This is a genomic window from Parahaliea mediterranea (genome assembly GCF_003402235.1).
GTDB classification, from domain to species: domain Bacteria; phylum Pseudomonadota; class Gammaproteobacteria; order Pseudomonadales; family Halieaceae; genus Parahaliea; species Parahaliea mediterranea.
In genome coordinates, this window is sequence record NZ_QEWO01000005.1 from 39,647 (window position 1) to 56,697 (window position 17,051).

17 protein-coding genes are annotated in these 17,051 nt (G+C 63.5%); 15 read left to right on the top strand and 2 right to left on the bottom strand.

The window, feature by feature from the left end:
* Nucleotides 1-17: 17 nt before the first annotated feature.
* The 13 genes from mnmG to DDZ17_RS15070 all read left to right on the top strand — a co-directional run bounded on the left by mnmG (nucleotide 18) and on the right by DDZ17_RS15070 (nucleotide 11,728).
* Nucleotides 18-1,916, top strand: coding sequence for a tRNA uridine-5-carboxymethylaminomethyl(34) synthesis enzyme MnmG (gene mnmG, locus DDZ17_RS15010; protein ID WP_116367792.1), 1,899 nt, complete (start codon nucleotides 18-20; stop codon nucleotides 1,914-1,916).
* Between the two features lie 10 nt (nucleotides 1,917-1,926).
* A complete protein-coding gene (gene rsmG, locus DDZ17_RS15015) occupies nucleotides 1,927-2,595 on the top strand; it encodes a 16S rRNA (guanine(527)-N(7))-methyltransferase RsmG (RefSeq protein WP_421910270.1) in 669 nt (222 codons plus the stop codon).
* 95 nt (nucleotides 2,596-2,690) lie between these two features.
* A complete protein-coding gene (locus tag DDZ17_RS15020) occupies nucleotides 2,691-3,542 on the top strand; it encodes a ParA family protein (protein WP_116367793.1) in 852 nt (283 codons plus the stop codon).
* Nucleotides 3,539-4,444, top strand: a complete 906-nt coding sequence (locus DDZ17_RS15025) for a ParB/RepB/Spo0J family partition protein (RefSeq protein WP_116367794.1) — start codon at nucleotides 3,539-3,541, stop codon at nucleotides 4,442-4,444. The genes DDZ17_RS15020 and DDZ17_RS15025 overlap by 4 nt, the downstream gene beginning before the upstream one ends.
* Before the next feature lie 214 nt (nucleotides 4,445-4,658).
* Nucleotides 4,659-5,078: an ATP synthase subunit I gene (locus tag DDZ17_RS15030; protein WP_157976673.1), complete on the top strand. Its 420-nt coding sequence runs from the start codon at nucleotides 4,659-4,661 to the stop codon at nucleotides 5,076-5,078.
* 35 nt (nucleotides 5,079-5,113) lie between these two features.
* Nucleotides 5,114-5,992 carry a F0F1 ATP synthase subunit A gene (gene atpB / locus DDZ17_RS15035; protein WP_116367796.1) on the top strand — a complete coding sequence of 293 codons (879 nt, stop codon included), beginning with the start codon at nucleotides 5,114-5,116 and terminating at the stop codon, nucleotides 5,990-5,992.
* A gap of 47 nt (nucleotides 5,993-6,039) precedes the next feature.
* A complete protein-coding gene (atpE, locus tag DDZ17_RS15040; protein ID WP_009020576.1) occupies nucleotides 6,040-6,267 on the top strand; it encodes a F0F1 ATP synthase subunit C in 228 nt (75 codons plus the stop codon).
* 75 nt (nucleotides 6,268-6,342) lie between these two features.
* Entirely contained in the window at nucleotides 6,343-6,813 is a 471-nt protein-coding gene (locus DDZ17_RS15045; RefSeq protein ID WP_116367797.1) for a F0F1 ATP synthase subunit B, read from the top strand.
* A gap of 12 nt (nucleotides 6,814-6,825) precedes the next feature.
* Entirely contained in the window at nucleotides 6,826-7,362 is a 537-nt protein-coding gene (locus tag DDZ17_RS15050; RefSeq protein ID WP_116367798.1) for a F0F1 ATP synthase subunit delta, read from the top strand.
* A gap of 16 nt (nucleotides 7,363-7,378) precedes the next feature.
* Nucleotides 7,379-8,923, top strand: coding sequence for a F0F1 ATP synthase subunit alpha (atpA, locus tag DDZ17_RS15055; RefSeq protein ID WP_116367799.1), 1,545 nt, complete (start codon nucleotides 7,379-7,381; stop codon nucleotides 8,921-8,923).
* Nucleotides 8,924-8,939: 16 nt separating this feature from the next.
* Entirely contained in the window at nucleotides 8,940-9,803 is an 864-nt protein-coding gene (gene atpG / locus DDZ17_RS15060) for a F0F1 ATP synthase subunit gamma (RefSeq protein WP_116367800.1), read from the top strand.
* Nucleotides 9,804-9,877: 74 nt separating this feature from the next.
* Nucleotides 9,878-11,275, top strand: a complete 1,398-nt coding sequence (gene atpD, locus DDZ17_RS15065) for a F0F1 ATP synthase subunit beta (protein ID WP_116367801.1) — start codon at nucleotides 9,878-9,880, stop codon at nucleotides 11,273-11,275.
* Nucleotides 11,276-11,299: 24 nt separating this feature from the next.
* Nucleotides 11,300-11,728, top strand: coding sequence for a F0F1 ATP synthase subunit epsilon (locus DDZ17_RS15070; RefSeq protein ID WP_116367802.1), 429 nt, complete (start codon nucleotides 11,300-11,302; stop codon nucleotides 11,726-11,728).
* 69 nt (nucleotides 11,729-11,797) lie between these two features.
* Here the strand turns inward: DDZ17_RS15070 and DDZ17_RS15075 are convergent, their stop codons facing one another.
* A complete protein-coding gene (locus DDZ17_RS15075) occupies nucleotides 11,798-12,547 on the bottom strand; it encodes a TrmB family transcriptional regulator (RefSeq protein ID WP_170150223.1) in 750 nt (249 codons plus the stop codon).
* A gap of 129 nt (nucleotides 12,548-12,676) precedes the next feature.
* Between DDZ17_RS15075 and glmU the strand changes: the two genes are divergently transcribed.
* On the top strand, nucleotides 12,677-14,050 hold the full coding sequence (gene glmU, locus DDZ17_RS15080; protein WP_116367803.1) for a bifunctional UDP-N-acetylglucosamine diphosphorylase/glucosamine-1-phosphate N-acetyltransferase GlmU: 1,374 nt from the start codon (nucleotides 12,677-12,679) through the stop codon (nucleotides 14,048-14,050).
* A 2-nt stretch (nucleotides 14,051-14,052) separates the two neighbouring features.
* On the top strand, nucleotides 14,053-15,882 hold the full coding sequence (gene glmS, locus DDZ17_RS15085) for a glutamine--fructose-6-phosphate transaminase (isomerizing) (protein ID WP_116367804.1): 1,830 nt from the start codon (nucleotides 14,053-14,055) through the stop codon (nucleotides 15,880-15,882).
* Between the two features lie 183 nt (nucleotides 15,883-16,065).
* On the opposite strand, the gene secF is transcribed toward glmS, so the two are convergent.
* Entirely contained in the window at nucleotides 16,066-16,971 is a 906-nt protein-coding gene (secF, locus tag DDZ17_RS15090; protein WP_116367805.1) for a protein translocase subunit SecF, read from the bottom strand.
* Nucleotides 16,972-17,051: the final 80 nt, after the last annotated feature.

Below are 17,051 nucleotides of genomic sequence, written 5' to 3' on the forward strand. Positions count from 1 at the left end.
GGGCGAGGACAGCAAACGTGGACTACCCACAATCGTTTGACGTGATCGTGATCGGTGGCGGCCATGCCGGCACCGAGGCCTGCCTAGCCGCCGCGCGCATGGGCTGTCGCACCCTGCTGCTGACCCACAGTGTGGATACCCTCGGGCAGATGTCCTGCAACCCCGCCATCGGCGGCATTGGCAAGAGCCACCTGGTGAAAGAGGTGGATGCCCTGGGCGGCGCCATGGCCCGGGCCACCGACCGTGCCGGCATCCAGTTTCGCATCCTCAACGCCCGCAAGGGCCCAGCGGTGCGCGCTACCCGCGCCCAGGCCGACCGGGTGCTGTATCGCAACGCCATTCGCGAGATGCTGGAGCAACAGGAAAACCTCAGCATTTTCCAGCAGGCGGTGGACGACCTGCTGATCGAAAACGGCCGGGTGGCCGGGGCGGTGACCCAGATGGGCCTGACCTTCCGGGCGCCGGCGGTGGTGCTGACCACCGGTACCTTCCTCGGCGGCAAGATTCATATCGGCCTGCAAAACAGTGCCGGCGGGCGCGCCGGCGACGCGCCGGCCATCGCCCTGGCCCAGCGCCTGCGGGAACTGCCGTTTCGAGTGGAGCGCCTGAAAACCGGCACACCGCCGCGCATTGACGCGCGCTCGGTGGATTTCACCCATCTCGAACAGCAGTGGGGCGACACGCCCCTGCCGGTCATGTCCTACCTGGGCAGTGTGCAAGAGCACCCCGAGCAGCGCTGCTGCTGGATTACCTACACCAACGAGCACACCCACGACATCATCCGCGGCGGTCTCGATCGCTCGCCCATGTACTCCGGCGTGATCGAGGGCGTGGGGCCGCGCTACTGCCCGAGCGTAGAGGACAAAATCCACCGTTTTGCCGACAAGACCTCGCACCAGGTTTTCATCGAGCCCGAGGGGCTCACCTCCACCGAGCTCTACCCCAACGGCATCTCCACCAGCCTGCCCTTTGATGTGCAGTACGCCATGGTGCGCTCCATCGCCGGCTTCGAAAACGCCCACATCACCCGCCCCGGCTACGCCATCGAATACGACTTTTTCGACCCGCGGGACTTGCACTACTCGCTGGAGACCCGCGCCGTGCCCGGCCTGTACTTTGCCGGCCAGATCAACGGCACCACCGGCTACGAAGAGGCCGCGGCCCAGGGGCTGCTGGCGGGCCTGAACGCCGGCCTGGCGGTGAAGGGCGAAAGCCCCTGGTGCCCGCGCCGGGACGAGGCCTACATCGGTGTGCTGGTGGACGATTTGATCACCATGGGCACCCACGAGCCCTACCGCATGTTCACCTCCCGCGCCGAGTACCGCCTGTTGCTGCGCGAGGACAACGCCGACCTGCGCCTTACCGAAAAGGGCCGCCAACTCGGCCTGGTGGACGATGCCCGCTGGGCCCGTTTCGAGGCCAAGCGCGAAGCCATCGCCGCCGAGACCGCCCGCCTGGCGGCCACTTTCGTGCACCCGTCCACGGACGAGGCGGCGCAGCTGGCGGGCAAACTGGACAAGCCTCTGACCCGCGAGTACTCCCTGGCCGACCTGCTGAAACGCCCGGAGCTGACCTACGCCGATATCGCCGGCCTCAAGGGACAGCCCCTGGCCGATACCCAGGCGGCGGAACAGGTGCAGATCCAGGCCAAGTACGCCGGTTACATCGACCGCCAGCAGGAGGAGATTGACCGCCTGCGCCGCTACGAGCACACCCTGCTGCCCGAGGATTTTGACTACAGCTTGGTGGACGGCTTGTCCAACGAGGTCAAGCAGAAGCTGGGCGATGCCCGACCGCAAACCCTGGCCCGGGCCAGCCGCATTCCCGGCGTGACGCCGGCGGCAGTGTCCCTGCTGCTGATCTACCTGAAAAAACGCGGTGCGCTGGAGCGCGCCGGCCAGCGCCAGTCCGCCTGAGGGGGTTGGCGTGGCAGAAGCTGTGGCCGGAGACGGCAAAGCGGGAATCGACCCTGCCCTGCGCAGCGCGCTGGAAGACGGCTGTCGGCAACTGGGCCTGGCCCTTGCCGATCGCCAGCAGCAGCAGCTGTGGGATTACCTCACCCTGCTGGCCAAATGGAACCGGGCCTATAACCTCACCGCCGTGCGCGATCCGGCGGACATGGTGCGCAAGCACCTGCTGGACAGTCTGGCCATTGCGCCGCTGGTTGACGGGCAGCGCCTGATCGATGTCGGCACCGGCGGCGGCCTGCCGGGTGTGCCCCTGTCCATTGTGTATCCCGAGCGCGAGATTCACCTGCTGGACAGCAACTCCAAAAAGACCCGCTTTCTTTTTCAGGTGAAAACTGCATTGGGCTTGGATAACATGGCCGTGCATCATGCGCGGGTCGAATCACACCAGCCCGCGGCGCCCTTTGAAGCCGTGCTATCCCGGGCCTTTGCCTCGCTACAGGACATGGTGGCCGGCTGCCGGCACCTGCTGGCCCCGGGCGGCCAGTTCCTGGCCATGAAAGGCCAGTATCCCGGGGCGGAACTGGAGGCCGTGGCCAGCGTGTGCGACATCCGGGCGGTAACGCAGGTGTCGGTACCGGGCCTTGCGCAGCAGCGACATCTGGTGGCCATGACCCTGCGTGGCTGAGCCTGCCGCTTGGTGTCGACCCAGCGACCGGCCGCGAGCGCCGGGCGGTTGGCCATCGGTCCATCGATACAGGGACATAGGAACATAAATTCAGCGTGGCCAGAATACTCGCAGTAGCGAACCAGAAAGGCGGGGTCGGCAAGACCACCACCTGTGTCAACCTGGCGGCTTCCCTCGCCGCCGCCAAAAAGCGGGTTCTGCTGGTGGACCTGGATCCCCAGGGCAACGCCACCATGGGCAGCGGTGTCGACAAACACGCGGTGGAGCACAGCATCTACGACCTGCTGGTGCACGCCGTGCCGGTGCTGAATATCGTGGTGACGGACTCAGGCGGCGGCTATTCGGTGCTGCCGGCCAATGGCGACCTTACCGCCGCCGAGGTGGAGCTGGTGGGGGTGGCCGGGCGTGAACGCCGCCTGCGGGACGCCCTGGAAGAAGTCGACGTGCTGTTCGACTATATCCTCATCGACTGCCCGCCCTCCCTGAACCTTCTGACCCTCAACGCCCTGGTGGCGGCCGAGGGGGTCATCATCGCCATGCAGTGCGAATACTACGCCCTGGAAGGTTTGTCGGCCCTGATGGATACCATCACCCAGGTGGCCGCGGCGGTGAACCCCCAACTCACCGTGGAGGGTATCCTGCGCACCATGTACGACCCGCGCAACAGCCTGACCAACGATGTCTCCGCCCAGTTGCACAGCCATTTCGCCGGCAAGGTTTACCGCACGGTGATACCGCGTAATGTGCGCCTGGCGGAAGCCCCCAGCCATGGCGTGCCGGTGATGTACTACGATCGCTACTCGCGCGGTTCCAAGGCCTACATGGCGCTGGCCGGCGAGATTATTCGCCGCAATGAGGGCGCCGCGCCGGCGGTTGATGACAGCCAGGACAGCGCCGCCATCGTCACCCCGACCCTGATCATGGCAACCGACGGAGACAGCCAATGACAGCGAGAAAACGCGGCCTCGGGCGTGGGCTGGATGCCCTGCTCGGTGCCTCTGCTACCGCCCAGCAGGCCGTGGCCTCGGCGGAAGCCGCCGTTGACCAGGGCGGGGCCGATGCCGACAAAAGCCTGCGCACCCTGCCGGTGGATTTGATCCAGCGCGGCAAATACCAGCCGCGCCGGGATATCGACCCGGAGTCACTGCAGGAGCTGGCGGACAGCATCAAGGCCCAGGGCGTGATGCAGCCCATTGTGGTGCGCAAAATCTCCGACAAAAAATACGAGATCATCGCCGGCGAGAGGCGCTGGCGCGCCACGCAGCTGGCCGGGCTGGACAGTATCCCGGCGGTGATTCGCGATGTGCCCGATGAGGCCGCCATTGCCATGGCGCTGATCGAGAACATCCAGCGTGAAGACCTGAATCCGATGGAAGAAGCCATTGCCCTGCAGCGCCTGCAGCAGGAATTTGAGCTGACCCAACAGGAAGTGGCGACGGCGGTGGGCAAATCCCGCACCACCATCACCAACCTGCTGCGCCTGATGAGCCTGGAGGACGATGTGCGGGTGCTGCTGGAGCGCGGCGATTTGGAAATGGGCCACGCCCGGGCACTGCTGGGCCTGGCGGGCGCTGACCAAAGCCAGGCGGCGCGCACCGTGGTGGGCAAGGGTATGTCGGTACGCCAGACCGAAGCGCTGGTGCGCAGTGTGCTGGCCGCCAAAAACCGGCCCGCCAGTGCCACGGCCGACCAGCGTATCGACCCCAACATCCGCCAGCTGCAGGACGACCTGTCCCAGCGCCTGGGCGCCAAAGTGCTGATCCAGCACAGCGCCAAAGGCCGTGGAAAGCTGGTGCTTTCCTACAGCAGCCTGGATGAGCTGGACGGTATTCTTAGCCACATAAAATAGCCACGGCCGCGGTCATGCCACAGCATGTGGTGTATCAAAATAGGGCAGCCACCAGATAGTGTGGTTGCTGATAACAAAAAGTTAACATCAAGAAATTTGTTCCTATCTGTGGGGAACTTGCGGCGAACTTTCGCTGTCCACTCCCCTTCGGCTCGGTTGAACCCACCCCTCATTGCACCTATAATGCGCGCGCCCAAAAGGATGAAGTTTTCCCGTGGAGCAGCGCAGCAGGCGCGATAGCAGACCCATGCCACCGGTTGGTGGCGCTCGAATCGCGAAACCACCTGTTTACCGCATCAGCCTGGCACAACTGATGGTGCTGGTCGTGGTGTGTTTGTTGCTGGCGTTTGTGGAACGGGAATGGGTGCTGTCCGCCGTGTGCGGCGGCCTGGTGGCGATCGTGCCGCAGGCGTGGTTTGCCGCGAAGGCCTTTGCCCACCGCGGCGCGCGTGCCGCCAGGGAGATAGCCAACGCCGGCTATGCCGGAGAGGTGGTGAAGTTTCTCCTTGGCGCGACGGGATTCGCAGCGGTATTCATCCTGTTGCGGCCAGTGTTTCCGGTGGTGGTGTTTGGCACCTACATCGCAATGCTGGTCATACAGATTACTGGAAGCTGGATGCTGCTGCGGCAGTAGGCGGCACAAGAGTACAGACGCAAGAGTTGGATTAGATGGCAGGCGAAACCCAGACCGTATCCGAGTACATCGTTCACCACCTGACGAATCTCACCTATGGCAAATTGCCTGCCGGTTACGAGCGCTACGACGGTTCCGTGGTCGGTGAAGGCGGTGCCTGGGTCATGGCCCACGGCGGCGAAGAAGCCGCGGCCATGGGCTTCAATGCCATCCACGTTGACTCCATGGCCTGGTCCATCGGCCTTGGCATCTTGTTCTGCTGGCTGTTCCGCCGCATGGCGGTGAAGGCTACCAGCGGCGTGCCCAGCGGCATGCTGAACGCGGTGGAGATGATTGTCGACTTTGTCGATGGCACCGTGCGCGACACCTTCCACGGGCGCAACAAACTGGTTGCTCCCCTCGCCCTGACCATCTTCGTCTGGGTGTTTTTGATGAACCTGATGGACCTGATTCCGGTCGACCTGATTCCCCACACCATGATGTTGCTGGGTGTCGATTACCACAAAATCGTGCCTTCCACCGACCCGAACATCACCATGGGTATGGCGGTGGGTGTGTTCATCCTGATGCTTTACTACTCCATCAAGGTCAAGGGCTTCGGCTTTGTGAAGGAGCTGACCCTGAACCCCTTCAATCACTGGGTGTTTATTCCGGTGAACCTGTTCATGGAAGTGGTTGGCCTGCTGGCCAAGCCCTTCTCCCTCGGCCTGCGACTGTTCGGCAACATGTACGCGGGCGAGATGATTTTTATCCTGATTGCAGCTCTGTTCAGCGCCGGCCTGGCCTGGGCGGTTCCCGCTGGCCTGCTGCAAATCGGCTGGGCGATCTTCCACATTCTGGTGATCACCCTGCAGGCATTTATCTTCATGGTGCTGACGATCGTGTATCTCAGCATGGCCCACGAAGATCACTGATTCACACATCAACTCAACCTCTTGGTTATTAACGTTAGGAGAAAACCATGGAATTAATCTACGTTGCTGCCGCGATCATGATGGGTCTGGGCGGTCTGGGCGCCGCCATCGGTGTTGGCCTGCTGGGCGGTAAGCTGATCGAGGGCTCTGCCCGTCAGCCCGAACTGGCACCCAAACTGCAGGTGACCTTCTTCCTGGGCGCTGGCCTGGTAGACGCGATCCCGATTATCGGTGTGGGTATCGCGATGTACCTGATCTTCGTAGTTGCCGGCTAAGCCACGGCTGTACGAGCAACGGCTGAGAACGGGGCCGCTTTTTGCGGCCCTTGAGTAATCTGTGAGGAGCACGGCGTGAATATTAATCTTACGCTTATCGGGCAGATGGTCGCGTTTGTCTGTTTTGTGGTGTTCTGCATGAAGTACGTGTGGCCCCCGCTGTTGGCCGCCATGCAGGAACGCGAAAAGAAAATTGCTGACGGTCTGGCTGCTGCCGATCGCGCCAACCACGATCTGGAACTGGCCAAAGAGAAGGCGGTAGAACGCCTGAAGGAAGCCAAGGGCGAAGCGGCGGGCATCATTGATTCCGCCAACAAGCGCGCCAGCCAGATTGTCGAGGAGGCCAAACAGGCCGCCACCGTGGAAGCGGATCGGGTCAAGGCGTCCGCACAGGCCGAGATCGAGCAGGAAACCAACCGCGCCCGCGAGCAATTGCGCGCGCAGGTGGCGGCGCTGTCACTGGCCGGTGCCGAGAAGGTGCTGGGCAAGTCCATCGACAAAAGCGTCCATGCCGAGTTGGTAGACCAGCTGGCTTCAGAGCTTTAAAGCGAGGAACCGATGGCTGAACTGAGCACACTGGCGCGACCCTACGCCAAGGCGGCTTTCGAGTACGCCCGCGATGCGGGTGAACTGGCCGCGTGGGAGGGGCAACTGGCCACCGCGGCAGCGGTTGTTGCCGACCCTGCGATGGCGGCGGTGCTGGGCAACCCGGCGCTGACCAACGAGCAGCAGGCGCGTACCCTGACCGATGTGTGCGGCGATGCGCTGGCTGCGCCGGCGCGCAACTTTGTCAGCATTCTGGCGGACAACAAGCGCCTGGCTCTGTTGCCGGAAATCTATTCCCAGTTCGCCCTGTACAAGGCCAACCAGGAAAAGTCGGTGGATGTGGAAGTGATTTCCGCCTTCGACCTGGACGACGCCGCCCGCGACAAAATCGCGGCTGCGCTGGGCAAAAAACTGGAGCGCGAGGTGAAAGTCAGCACCTCCACCGACGAGAGCCTTCTCGGCGGCGTATTAATCCGGGCCGGTGATCTGGTGATCGACGGGTCTGTGCGCGGCAGGCTGAACAAGCTCGCCGAAGCAATGAATTTGTAGGATTGAGGAACAGAGCATGCAGCAACTGAATCCATCAGAAATTAGCGAGATCATCAAGCAGCGCATCGACCAGCTCGACGTGTCCTCGGAGGCTCGCAACGAAGGTACGGTGGTTTCCGTTACCGACGGTATTATCCGCATCCACGGTCTGAACGACGTGATGTACGGCGAGATGATCGAATTCGACGGCGGTATCTACGGCATGGCGCTGAACCTCGAGCGCGACTCCGTGGGCGCCGTGATTCTGGGCGACTACAAAGGTCTGGCCGAAGGCCAGAGCTGCCGTTGCACCGGCCGCATCCTGGAAGTGCCGGTGGGCCCCGAACTGCAGGGCCGCGTGGTAGACGCCCTGGGCAACCCGATCGACGGCAAGGGCCCCATCAACGCCAAGCAAACCGACGCACTGGAAAAAGTCGCCCCGGGGGTGATTGAGCGCCAGTCGGTTGACCAGCCGGTGCAGATCGGCCTCAAGGCCATCGACGCCATGGTGCCGATCGGCCGCGGCCAGCGCGAGCTGATCATCGGCGACCGCCAGGTGGGCAAGACCGCCATCGCGGTGGATGCCATCATCAACCAGAAAGGCACCGGCATTAAGTGTGTGTACGTTGCCGTTGGCCAGAAAGCCTCCTCGGTTGCCTCCGTGGTACGCAAGCTGGAAGAGCACGGCGCGATGGAGCACACCATCGTGGTTGCCGCCACCGCGTCCGACCCGGCGGCCATGCAGTACCTGGCGCCCTTCGCCGGCTGCTCCATGGGCGAGTACTACCGCGACCGCGGCGAAGACGCCCTGATCATCTACGATGACCTGACCAAGCAGGCCTGGGCCTACCGCCAGATCTCCCTGCTGCTGAAACGCCCCCCGGGTCGTGAAGCCTACCCCGGTGACGTGTTCTACCTGCACTCCCGTCTGCTTGAGCGCGCCGCGCGGGTCAACGCCGACTACGTTGAGAAGTTCACCAACGGCGAAGTGAAAGGCCAGACCGGCTCCCTCACCGCCCTGCCGGTGATCGAGACCCAGGCCGGCGACGTATCCGCCTTCGTACCGACCAACGTGATCTCCATCACCGACGGCCAGATCTTCCTGGAAGCGGACATGTTCAACGCGGGCATCCGCCCGGCAATGAACGCCGGTATCTCCGTATCCCGCGTGGGTGGTGCGGCCCAGACCAAGATCATGAAGAAGCTGTCCGGCGGTATTCGTACTGCGCTGGCCCAGTACCGCGAACTGGCGGCCTTCTCCCAGTTTGCTTCTGACCTTGACGATGCCACCAAGGCCCAGCTGGATCATGGTGAGCGCGTGACCGAGCTGATGAAGCAGAAGCAGTACTCGCCCCAGAGCGTGGCGGAAATGGGCTTGCTCCTGTACGCCGCCAATGAGGGCTACATGAACGATGTGGAAGTGGCCAAGATCGGCGACTTCGAAGGTGCCCTGCTGTCCTACATGCACGCCGAGCACGGCGAGCTGATGAAGGACATCGTGGCCACCGGCAAGTACGACGACAGCGTCGAAGCTACCTTCAAGGCGGCGCTTGAGAAGTTCAAAGCCACCCAGACCTGGTAAGGCCGAGGCAGCTTAAATGGCAGTCGGAAAAGAAATACGGACCAAGATCTCCAGCATCCAGAGCACGCAGAAGATCACCTCCGCCATGGAAATGGTGGCGGCGAGCAAAATGCGCAAGGCCCAGGATCGCATGGAGCTCGGCAAGCCTTACGCGCGGCGCATGCGCGCCGTGGTGGGCCACATCGCCAACGCCGCCCCCGAGTACCGCCACATGTACATGGTGGAACGCGAGGTCAAGCGTGTGGGCTTTATCGTGGTGTCCACCGATCGCGGCCTGTGTGGCGGCCTGAACATCAACCTGTTCAAGGCCACCGTCAGGGCCATGAAGCAGTGGGCGGACCAGGGCGTTGAGATCGACCTCGGCCTGATCGGCGCCAAGGCGGCCGCGTTCTTCAACAGCTACGGTGGCAACGTCACTGCGGCGGTGCGCGACATTGGCGAAGAGCCGTCCCTGTCCGACCTGATCGGCTCGGTCAAGACCATGCTGGACGCCTACGCCGACGGCAAGATTGATCGCCTGTTTTTGGTCAGCAACGAGTTCGTCAACACCATGACCCAGAGCCCCAGCGTGGAGCAGTTGCTGCCCCTGGTGGCCGAGGAGTCGGACGAGATGGCCCACCACTGGGATTACATCTACGAGCCGGATGCCAAGGAACTACTGGAAGGCCTGCTGACCCGCTACATTGAGTCCCAGGTGTACCAGGCCGTGGTAGAGAACGGTGCCTGCGAGCAGGCTGCGCGGATGCTGGCGATGAAGAACGCCACCGACAACGCCGGCGAGCTGATCGACGACCTGCAGCTGATCTACAACAAGGCGCGCCAGGCGGCGATTACCCAGGAGCTGTCCGAGATCGTGAGCGGCGCGGCGGCCATCAGCTAGGGCCTGGAAAGAATTTGGGCAACGGGCAGGTGCCCGGGCCATCCGGAATTTGATTTGAAAGTGAGGATCCGAACATGAGCAGCGGACGAGTCGTACAAATTATCGGCGCGGTCATCGACGTGGAATTCCCGCGCGATAGCGTGCCGCAGGTATACGATGCACTGACCGTAACCGAAAAGGGCCTGACCCTGGAAGTGCAGCAGCAGCTGGGCGACGGTGTTGTCCGCGCAATTGCCATGGGCTCATCCGAAGGCCTGTCCCGCGGCCTGGCGGTGGAAAACACCGGCGCGCCGATTTCCGTTCCCGTGGGTGTCGAAACCCTGGGCCGGATCATGGATGTGCTGGGTAACCCCATCGACGAGCGCGGCCCGATCGGCGAGAAAGAGCGCGCCTCCATCCATCGCAAGGCACCCACCTACGAAGAACTGGCCGCTTCCGAAGAGCTGCTGGAAACCGGCATCAAGGTGATCGACCTGGTGTGCCCCTTCGCCAAGGGCGGCAAGGTCGGCCTGTTCGGCGGTGCCGGCGTGGGCAAGACCGTGAACATGATGGAGCTGATCAACAACATCGCCACCGAGCACAGCGGCCTGTCCGTGTTTGCCGGTGTGGGTGAGCGGACTCGTGAAGGTAACGACTTCTACTACGAGATGCAGGAATCCAAGGTGGTTGACGTGGAGACCCTGAGCAACTCGAAAGTGGCGATGGTCTACGGCCAGATGAACGAGCCGCCCGGCAACCGCCTGCGCGTGGCCCTCACCGGCCTGACCATGGCCGAGAAGTTCCGTGACGAAGGCCGCGACGTACTGCTGTTCGTCGACAACATCTACCGTTACACCCTGGCCGGTACCGAGGTGTCCGCACTGCTGGGCCGCATGCCCTCCGCGGTGGGCTACCAGCCGACCCTGGCCGAGGAAATGGGCGTACTGCAGGAGCGTATTACCTCCACCAAGGTGGGCTCCATTACTTCCATCCAGGCGGTATACGTACCGGCGGACGATTTGACCGACCCGTCACCGGCGACCACCTTCGCTCACCTGGACTCCACCGTGGTACTGTCCCGTGACATCGCCGCCAAGGGTATCTACCCGGCGGTTGACCCGCTGGATTCCACCTCTCGTCAGCTCGACCCGCTGATCATCGGCAGCGAGCACTACGACGTGGCCCGCGGCGTGCAGTCCGTACTGCAGCGCTACAAAGAGCTGAAGGACATCATCGCCATCCTGGGTATGGACGAGCTGTCCGAGGAAGACAAGCAGACTGTGGACCGCGCCCGTAAGATCGAGCGTTTCCTGTCCCAGCCTTTCCACGTGGCGGAAGTGTTCACCGGCTCGCCGGGCAAGTACGTGTCCCTGAAGGACACCATTGCCGGCTTCAAGGGCATCCTGGCTGGCGAATACGACCACCTGCCGGAGCAGGCGTTCTACATGGTCGGCAGCATCGACGAAGCCGTCGAGAAAGCCAACAAGCTCTAAGGCACGGGTAGTAGAGGGCCCCCTATGGCTATGACAATTCACTGCGACATCGTCAGTGCGGAGGAGGAAATCTTCTCCGGCCTGGTGGAGCTGCTGGTAGCCACCGGTGAAATGGGTGAGCTCGGCGTCAACTACGGGCACGCCCCCCTGCTGACCGGCCTCAAGCCCGGTCCGGTGCGCATCGTGACCCAGGGTGGTGACGAAGAGGTGTACTACGTGTCCGGCGGCTTCCTGGAAGTGCAGCCCGGCGTGGTTACCATCCTTGCCGACACCGCCCTGCGCGCCGACGACGTGGACGAAGCCGCCGCCGAGGAAGCCCGCAAGGAAGCCGAGCACGCCCTGGCCAACCAGACCGGCGAGTTCGACTACGGCCGCGCCTCCGCCCAGCTGGCCGAGGCCGCCGCCCAGCTTGCCACACTGCGCAAGATGAAAAACCGCGCCGGTCGCGGCTGATCGCAGCGACAGGTCTTCAAGCAACCCCGGCATTGTCCGGGGTTTTTTTTGCCCTGTGCAAAGCGCGCTTCAGACCAGCCCCCACAGGGTATCGAACAGCAGTTGCTGCGTATGGGCGATGGCCGGTGAGTCGATGATCACCACCACCGGGTAGTTCTGGGCCGCTAGGGTGATCATTGCCACTTTCGGTGGGTAGATCGCGATGTACGAGGCGTCGGTGCCTTCCCCTGCCGGCAGCCACTTGCGCTCGGCGAGTTCAGCGTCGTCGCCACCGGCGCCCACCGCCAGCACCCGCACCCGGATGCCGCGCTCAACCCGCTGGCGGGTGAAATTGGGGAAGGGGCGGTACAGGTGTTCGCGCAGGGAGCGGGTGGAGATCACCGAATAGCCGCGCTTGGGGTCGCGCCCGGCGCACTCCAGCAGATCGCGCAACACCAGCTCCACACCGTCATCCCCTTCATAAAAGCGGACATTGCCGGGGCTGAAGGGGGTCTGGGTCTGCTTCAGGGCGGGAATAATGTCATTGCGCAGCTGCTCCACCGCCTGGTTGAGTGCCTGCTGCTTGCTTTCGGCCAGGTTCATCAGGCGTTCCGGGTCTTCCGCCTGGAACACCCGGCGCCGGCCCTTGGGGAAGTAGCTCACCACGCCCTTGGTGGCGAGCTGCTTCAGGGTTTCGTAGGCTGTGCCGCGATTGATGCCGGCCTCGGCGGCCACGTCGCGGATGGAGGCTGGGCCCAGCTTGAGCAGGGCGCGATAAATCTTCACCTGCCGTTCGTCGAGGTCCAGATGGTGCAGCGCGTCGAGCTTTATCGTTGTCATAGATTTTTTGACAAATAGCGTTGTATTGAAAAAATGCAATATTACTATGTGCCTTCTGCGCGCAATGTGTCAAAAAAATAATGACATGGAGGTTCAGCAGGGCAAATGGACAGAACACCGGGGAACATTATGAAGCTAGAAGTCATCGTCCTTGCCGCCGGCAAGGGAACGCGGATGCGTTCCGACAAACCGAAGGTCCTGCACCGTTTGGCGGGCCGCCCCCTGCTGGACCATGTGCTGGCAACCGCCGAACAGCTGGGCGCCGATCGCCTGCACGTGGTGGTGGGCCATGGCGCCGAACAGGTACGCGACGCGCTCAGCGCGCGCACCGTCAATTGGGTGACCCAGCAACAGCAGCTGGGCACGGGCCACGCGGTGCTGCAGGCCCTGCCCCAGGTGGACCCGGCAGCGACGGTACTGGTGCTCTATGGCGATGTGCCCCTGTTGGGCGTGGACACACTCAAACCGCTGGTGGCCGCCGCCACCAGCGACATGGCCCTGCTCACCGCCCGGGTGGACGACCCGGCGGGCTATGGCCGCATCGCGCGCGATGCAACCGGCGAGTTTTGCGCGGTGGTTGAGGATCGGGACTGCGACAGCGCCCAGCGCGCCATCGGCGAAATCAACAGCGGCGTGCTGGCGGCGCCGGCAGCACTGCTGAACGACTACCTGCCCCGGGTCGGCAATGACAACAGCCAGGGCGAATACTACCTGCCCGAGGCGCTGGCCCTGCATGTGGCTGCCGGCCATCGTGTGGCCACCCACCAGGCGGCCTCCGAGCTGGAGATTCTCGGGGTTAACGACCGCCTGCAACTGGCGGCGGTGGAGCGCGCCTACCAGCAGGGGCTGGCCCGGCAGTTGTTGCTGGATGGCGTGCAGCTGGCGGACCCGGCGCGTATCGATATTCGCGGCTCCCTGCGGTGCGGGCGCGATGTGTTTATCGATGTGAACGCTGTATTCGAGGGCGACGTAGTGCTGGAAGACGGGGTCACCATCGGCCCCAATTGCCTGGTGAAAAACAGCCGCATTGGCAATGGCACCACGGTCTACGCCATGAGTCACATTGTGGGCAGCACGGTGGCGGCCAAATGCAATGTGGGGCCCTACGCGCGCCTGCGCACCGGCACGGAAATGGCAGGCGGCGCCCGCATCGGCAATTTTGTGGAAACCAAAAAAGCCGCTATTGGCCCCGGCAGCAAGGTGAATCACCTGTCCTACATTGGTGATTGTGACATGGGCGGCGAGGTGAACATCGGCGCCGGCACCATTACCTGCAATTACGATGGCGTGAACAAACACCGCACCGCGATTGGCGAAGGCGCCTTTGTCGGCTCCAACAGTACCCTGGTTGCGCCGGTGGCCATCGCAGACGGTGGTTTTGTGGCCGCCGGCTCCACCATTACCAAGCCGGTGGAGGCGAATGAACTGGCGGTGGGCCGCGGGCGCCAGCGGAACATTGGCAATTGGCAGCGCCCCGGCGCCAGCACCCAGGGAGAGGGTTGATTATGTGTGGAATCGTTGCCGCCGCGGCGCGGCGTGAAGTGTCTGAAATCCTGCTGGAAGGCCTGCGCCGCCTGGAATACCGCGGCTACGACTCAGCGGGCATGGCCCTGGTGGACGCCGAGGGCAACCTGCTGTTGCACAAGCGCCTGGGCAAGGTGGCGGAACTGGAACAGGCCCAGGCCATGACGCCGCACCACGGCTGTAGCGGAATTGCCCACACCCGCTGGGCGACCCACGGCGAGCCGTCGGCGGCCAATGCGCACCCGCACCTGTCCGGCAACCGGGTGGCGCTGGTTCACAACGGCATCATCGAGAATCACGAGAGCCTGCGTGAAGAGCTGCAAAGCCAGGGCTATGACTTCCAGTCCCAGACCGACACCGAAGTGATTGTGCACCTGCTGCACCAGCAATTGGCGCAGCAGGTGGATCTTTTCCAGGCCCTGAAAAACACCGTCGCCCGCCTTGAGGGCGCCTACGCCATTGCCGCCATCGATGCCGAGAACCCCGGGCGGGTTGTGGCGGCCAGGGCGGGCAGCCCGCTGGTTATTGGCGTGGGAATCGGCGAGAACTTCCTGGCCTCGGACCAGCTGGCCCTGCGCCAGGTCACCGACCGTTTCATCTTCCTGGAAGAGGGCGACAGGGTGGACATGAGCGCCACCCGCCTGCAGGTGGAAGACGCCAGCGGCCAGGTGGTGGAGCGTGCCATGCAGCGGGTGTCGGCGGCGGTGGAATCGAATGACCTCGGCGGTTACGAGCACTACATGCTTAAGGAAATCCACGAGCAGCCCCGCGCCCTGGCAGAAACCCTGGGCCTGGCCGCCAGTCACCAGGTGGAAGACGCCCGCTTTGGCGCCGGTGCTGGCGCCATCTTCGACCAAGTCAAGGCGGTGCAGATTGTCGCCTGCGGCACCAGTTATCACGCCGGCCTAGTGGCGCGCTACTGGCTGGAGGAACTGTGCGGCATTCCCTGTAACGTGGAGGTGGCGTCGGAGTTTCGCTATCGCGCCCGCGCCCGCCGTGAGGGCTGCCTGCTGGTGACCGTGTCGCAGTCCGGGGAAACCGCCGACACCCTGGCCGCACTGCGCGACCAGGGCGCGGGGGAGTTCATCGCCTCCCTGGTGATTGCCAATGTCGACCACAGCGCCCTGGTGCGCGAATCCAACCTGGTGTTCCTCACCCGGGCGGGGGCGGAAATCGGGGTGGCCTCCACCAAGGCATTTACCACCCAGCTGCTGGCCTTCCTGATGCTGGCCGTGGCCCTGGGGCGCCGCCACCAGCTGAGCGAGGCGGCCTCGCGGGACCTGATCGACGCCCTGCAACAGCTGCCGGACTGCGTCTCCCGCACCCTGCAACTGGACGCCGATATCAAGCGCCTGTCCGAGGCCTTCATCCTCAAAAACCACGCCCTGTTCCTGGGCCGTGGCATCCAGTACCCGGTGGCCCTGGAGGGGGCGCTGAAGCTGAAGGAGATCTCCTACATCCACGCCGAGGCCTACCCCGCCGGCGAGCTCAAGCATGGCCCGCTGGCCCTGGTGGATGCCGACATGCCTGTGGTGGCCGTGGCCCCGGGAGATGAGCTACTGGAGAAGCTGAAATCCAACCTCGAGGAAGTACGCTCGCGCGGCGGCGAGCTGTTTGTGTTTGCCGACGAGCGGGCGGGGCTAAAAGATGACAGCCGCGTGCACGTACTCAGAATGCCGCGCTGCCCGGCAGTCATCCAGCCGGTGGTGTATACCGTGGCCCTGCAGCTGCTGGCCTACCACGTGGCGGTGCAGAAGGGCACCGATGTGGACAAGCCGCGCAACCTGGCCAAGTCGGTGACGGTGGAATAGGCCGGGACCAAATCAGGGAACTGCCACCCATGTCGACGATGCAAGAGCCAGCCGCGCAAACCGACCGCACCCACCTGCAGCGCTGTCTTGAACTGCATCAACGGTTTTACGGCCAGCTCACCGAATAAACATCTGACCCACCTGTTCCCTCATCGGCCAAGTATCGCTCGCTTGCGTCGCCACTTACGGCTGGGCGTCATTTTCCTCTGGCTGCGGGGGTAGCAGGTCCTGGCGGCTGACGCCCAGGGTTTGCAGCAGGCTGGAGGCGACGAAGATGGATGAATACGTGCCGACGCCAATGCCGACCAGCAGGGCGGTGGCAAAGCCCAGAATCATGTCGCCCCCCAGCAGGGCCAGCGCCAGCAGCACCAGGATGGTGGTGAAGGAGGTCGCCAGGGTCCTGTCCATGGTTTCGCTGAGGGAGGTGTTGATGGTGTCCGGCACGCTGGTGTTGCGCAGTTTGCGGAAGTTCTCGCGGATGCGATCGAAGACCACGATGGTGTCGTTGATGGAATAGCCGATCACCGCGAGGATGGCGGCCAGCACGGTCAGGTTGAACTCCATGCCCGTCAGCGAGAAAAAGCCGAGCGTAATGATGACATCGTGGGTCAGCGCGGCGACGGCGGCCACTGCAAAACGCGCCTGAAAGCGAAAGGAGATGTAGAGCATGATGCAGCCACAGGCCAGCAACATGGCAAGGCCCCCCTGTTCGCGCAGCTCCTCGCCCACCTGGGGGCCCACAAATTCCTGGCGCTTGAGCTCCAGCGCCGGGTCGACCTGCTGTTTGATCGCGCTTATCAGGGCGCTGCTGGCGGCCTCCGGCACACTCTGGGGCAGGCGTATCAGGGCGTCGCGGTCGGTGCCATAGGACACCACCACCGCACCGGGCTGGCCGGCGTCCGCAATGCTCTGGCGCAGTCCGCCGATATCCACTGGTTCGCTGAAATGCAGTTCCAGCAGCGTGCCGCCGGTAAAATCCAGCCCCCAGTTGAGTTGCTTCAGCGTCAGGCTGGTTATGGCGACCACCAGCATCACGCAGGAGATTGCCAGGGCCACCTTGCGGTGGCCCATAAAATCGAAGGTTTTCATAGACGGTTTGTCCCGTTCTGGTCAATGACAGGTCGACCGGCTTTGCCCAGATCGACAGGTACAACCCTGCTCCGCACAGG

Bases quoted from the DNA above. Each gene is read 5' to 3' on its own strand.
- DDZ17_RS15070 (WP_116367802.1), top strand. From the start codon at position 11,300: ATGGCTATGACAATTCACTGCGACATCGTCAGTGCGGAGGAGGAAATC.
- atpB (WP_116367796.1), top strand. From the start codon at position 5,114: ATGGCAGGCGAAACCCAGACCGTATCCGAGTACATCGTTCACCACCTG.
- DDZ17_RS15050 (WP_116367798.1), top strand. From the start codon at position 6,826: ATGGCTGAACTGAGCACACTGGCGCGACCCTACGCCAAGGCGGCTTTC.
- atpE (WP_009020576.1), top strand. From the start codon at position 6,040: ATGGAATTAATCTACGTTGCTGCCGCGATCATGATGGGTCTGGGCGGT.
- glmS (WP_116367804.1), top strand. From the start codon at position 14,053: ATGTGTGGAATCGTTGCCGCCGCGGCGCGGCGTGAAGTGTCTGAAATC.
- secF (WP_116367805.1), bottom strand. From the start codon at position 16,971: ATGAAAACCTTCGATTTTATGGGCCACCGCAAGGTGGCCCTGGCAATC.
- atpG (WP_116367800.1), top strand. From the start codon at position 8,940: ATGGCAGTCGGAAAAGAAATACGGACCAAGATCTCCAGCATCCAGAGC.
- DDZ17_RS15025 (WP_116367794.1), top strand. From the start codon at position 3,539: ATGACAGCGAGAAAACGCGGCCTCGGGCGTGGGCTGGATGCCCTGCTC.
- glmU (WP_116367803.1), top strand. From the start codon at position 12,677: ATGAAGCTAGAAGTCATCGTCCTTGCCGCCGGCAAGGGAACGCGGATG.
- atpD (WP_116367801.1), top strand. From the start codon at position 9,878: ATGAGCAGCGGACGAGTCGTACAAATTATCGGCGCGGTCATCGACGTG.
- DDZ17_RS15075 (WP_170150223.1), bottom strand. From the start codon at position 12,547: ATGACAACGATAAAGCTCGACGCGCTGCACCATCTGGACCTCGACGAA.
- atpA (WP_116367799.1), top strand. From the start codon at position 7,379: ATGCAGCAACTGAATCCATCAGAAATTAGCGAGATCATCAAGCAGCGC.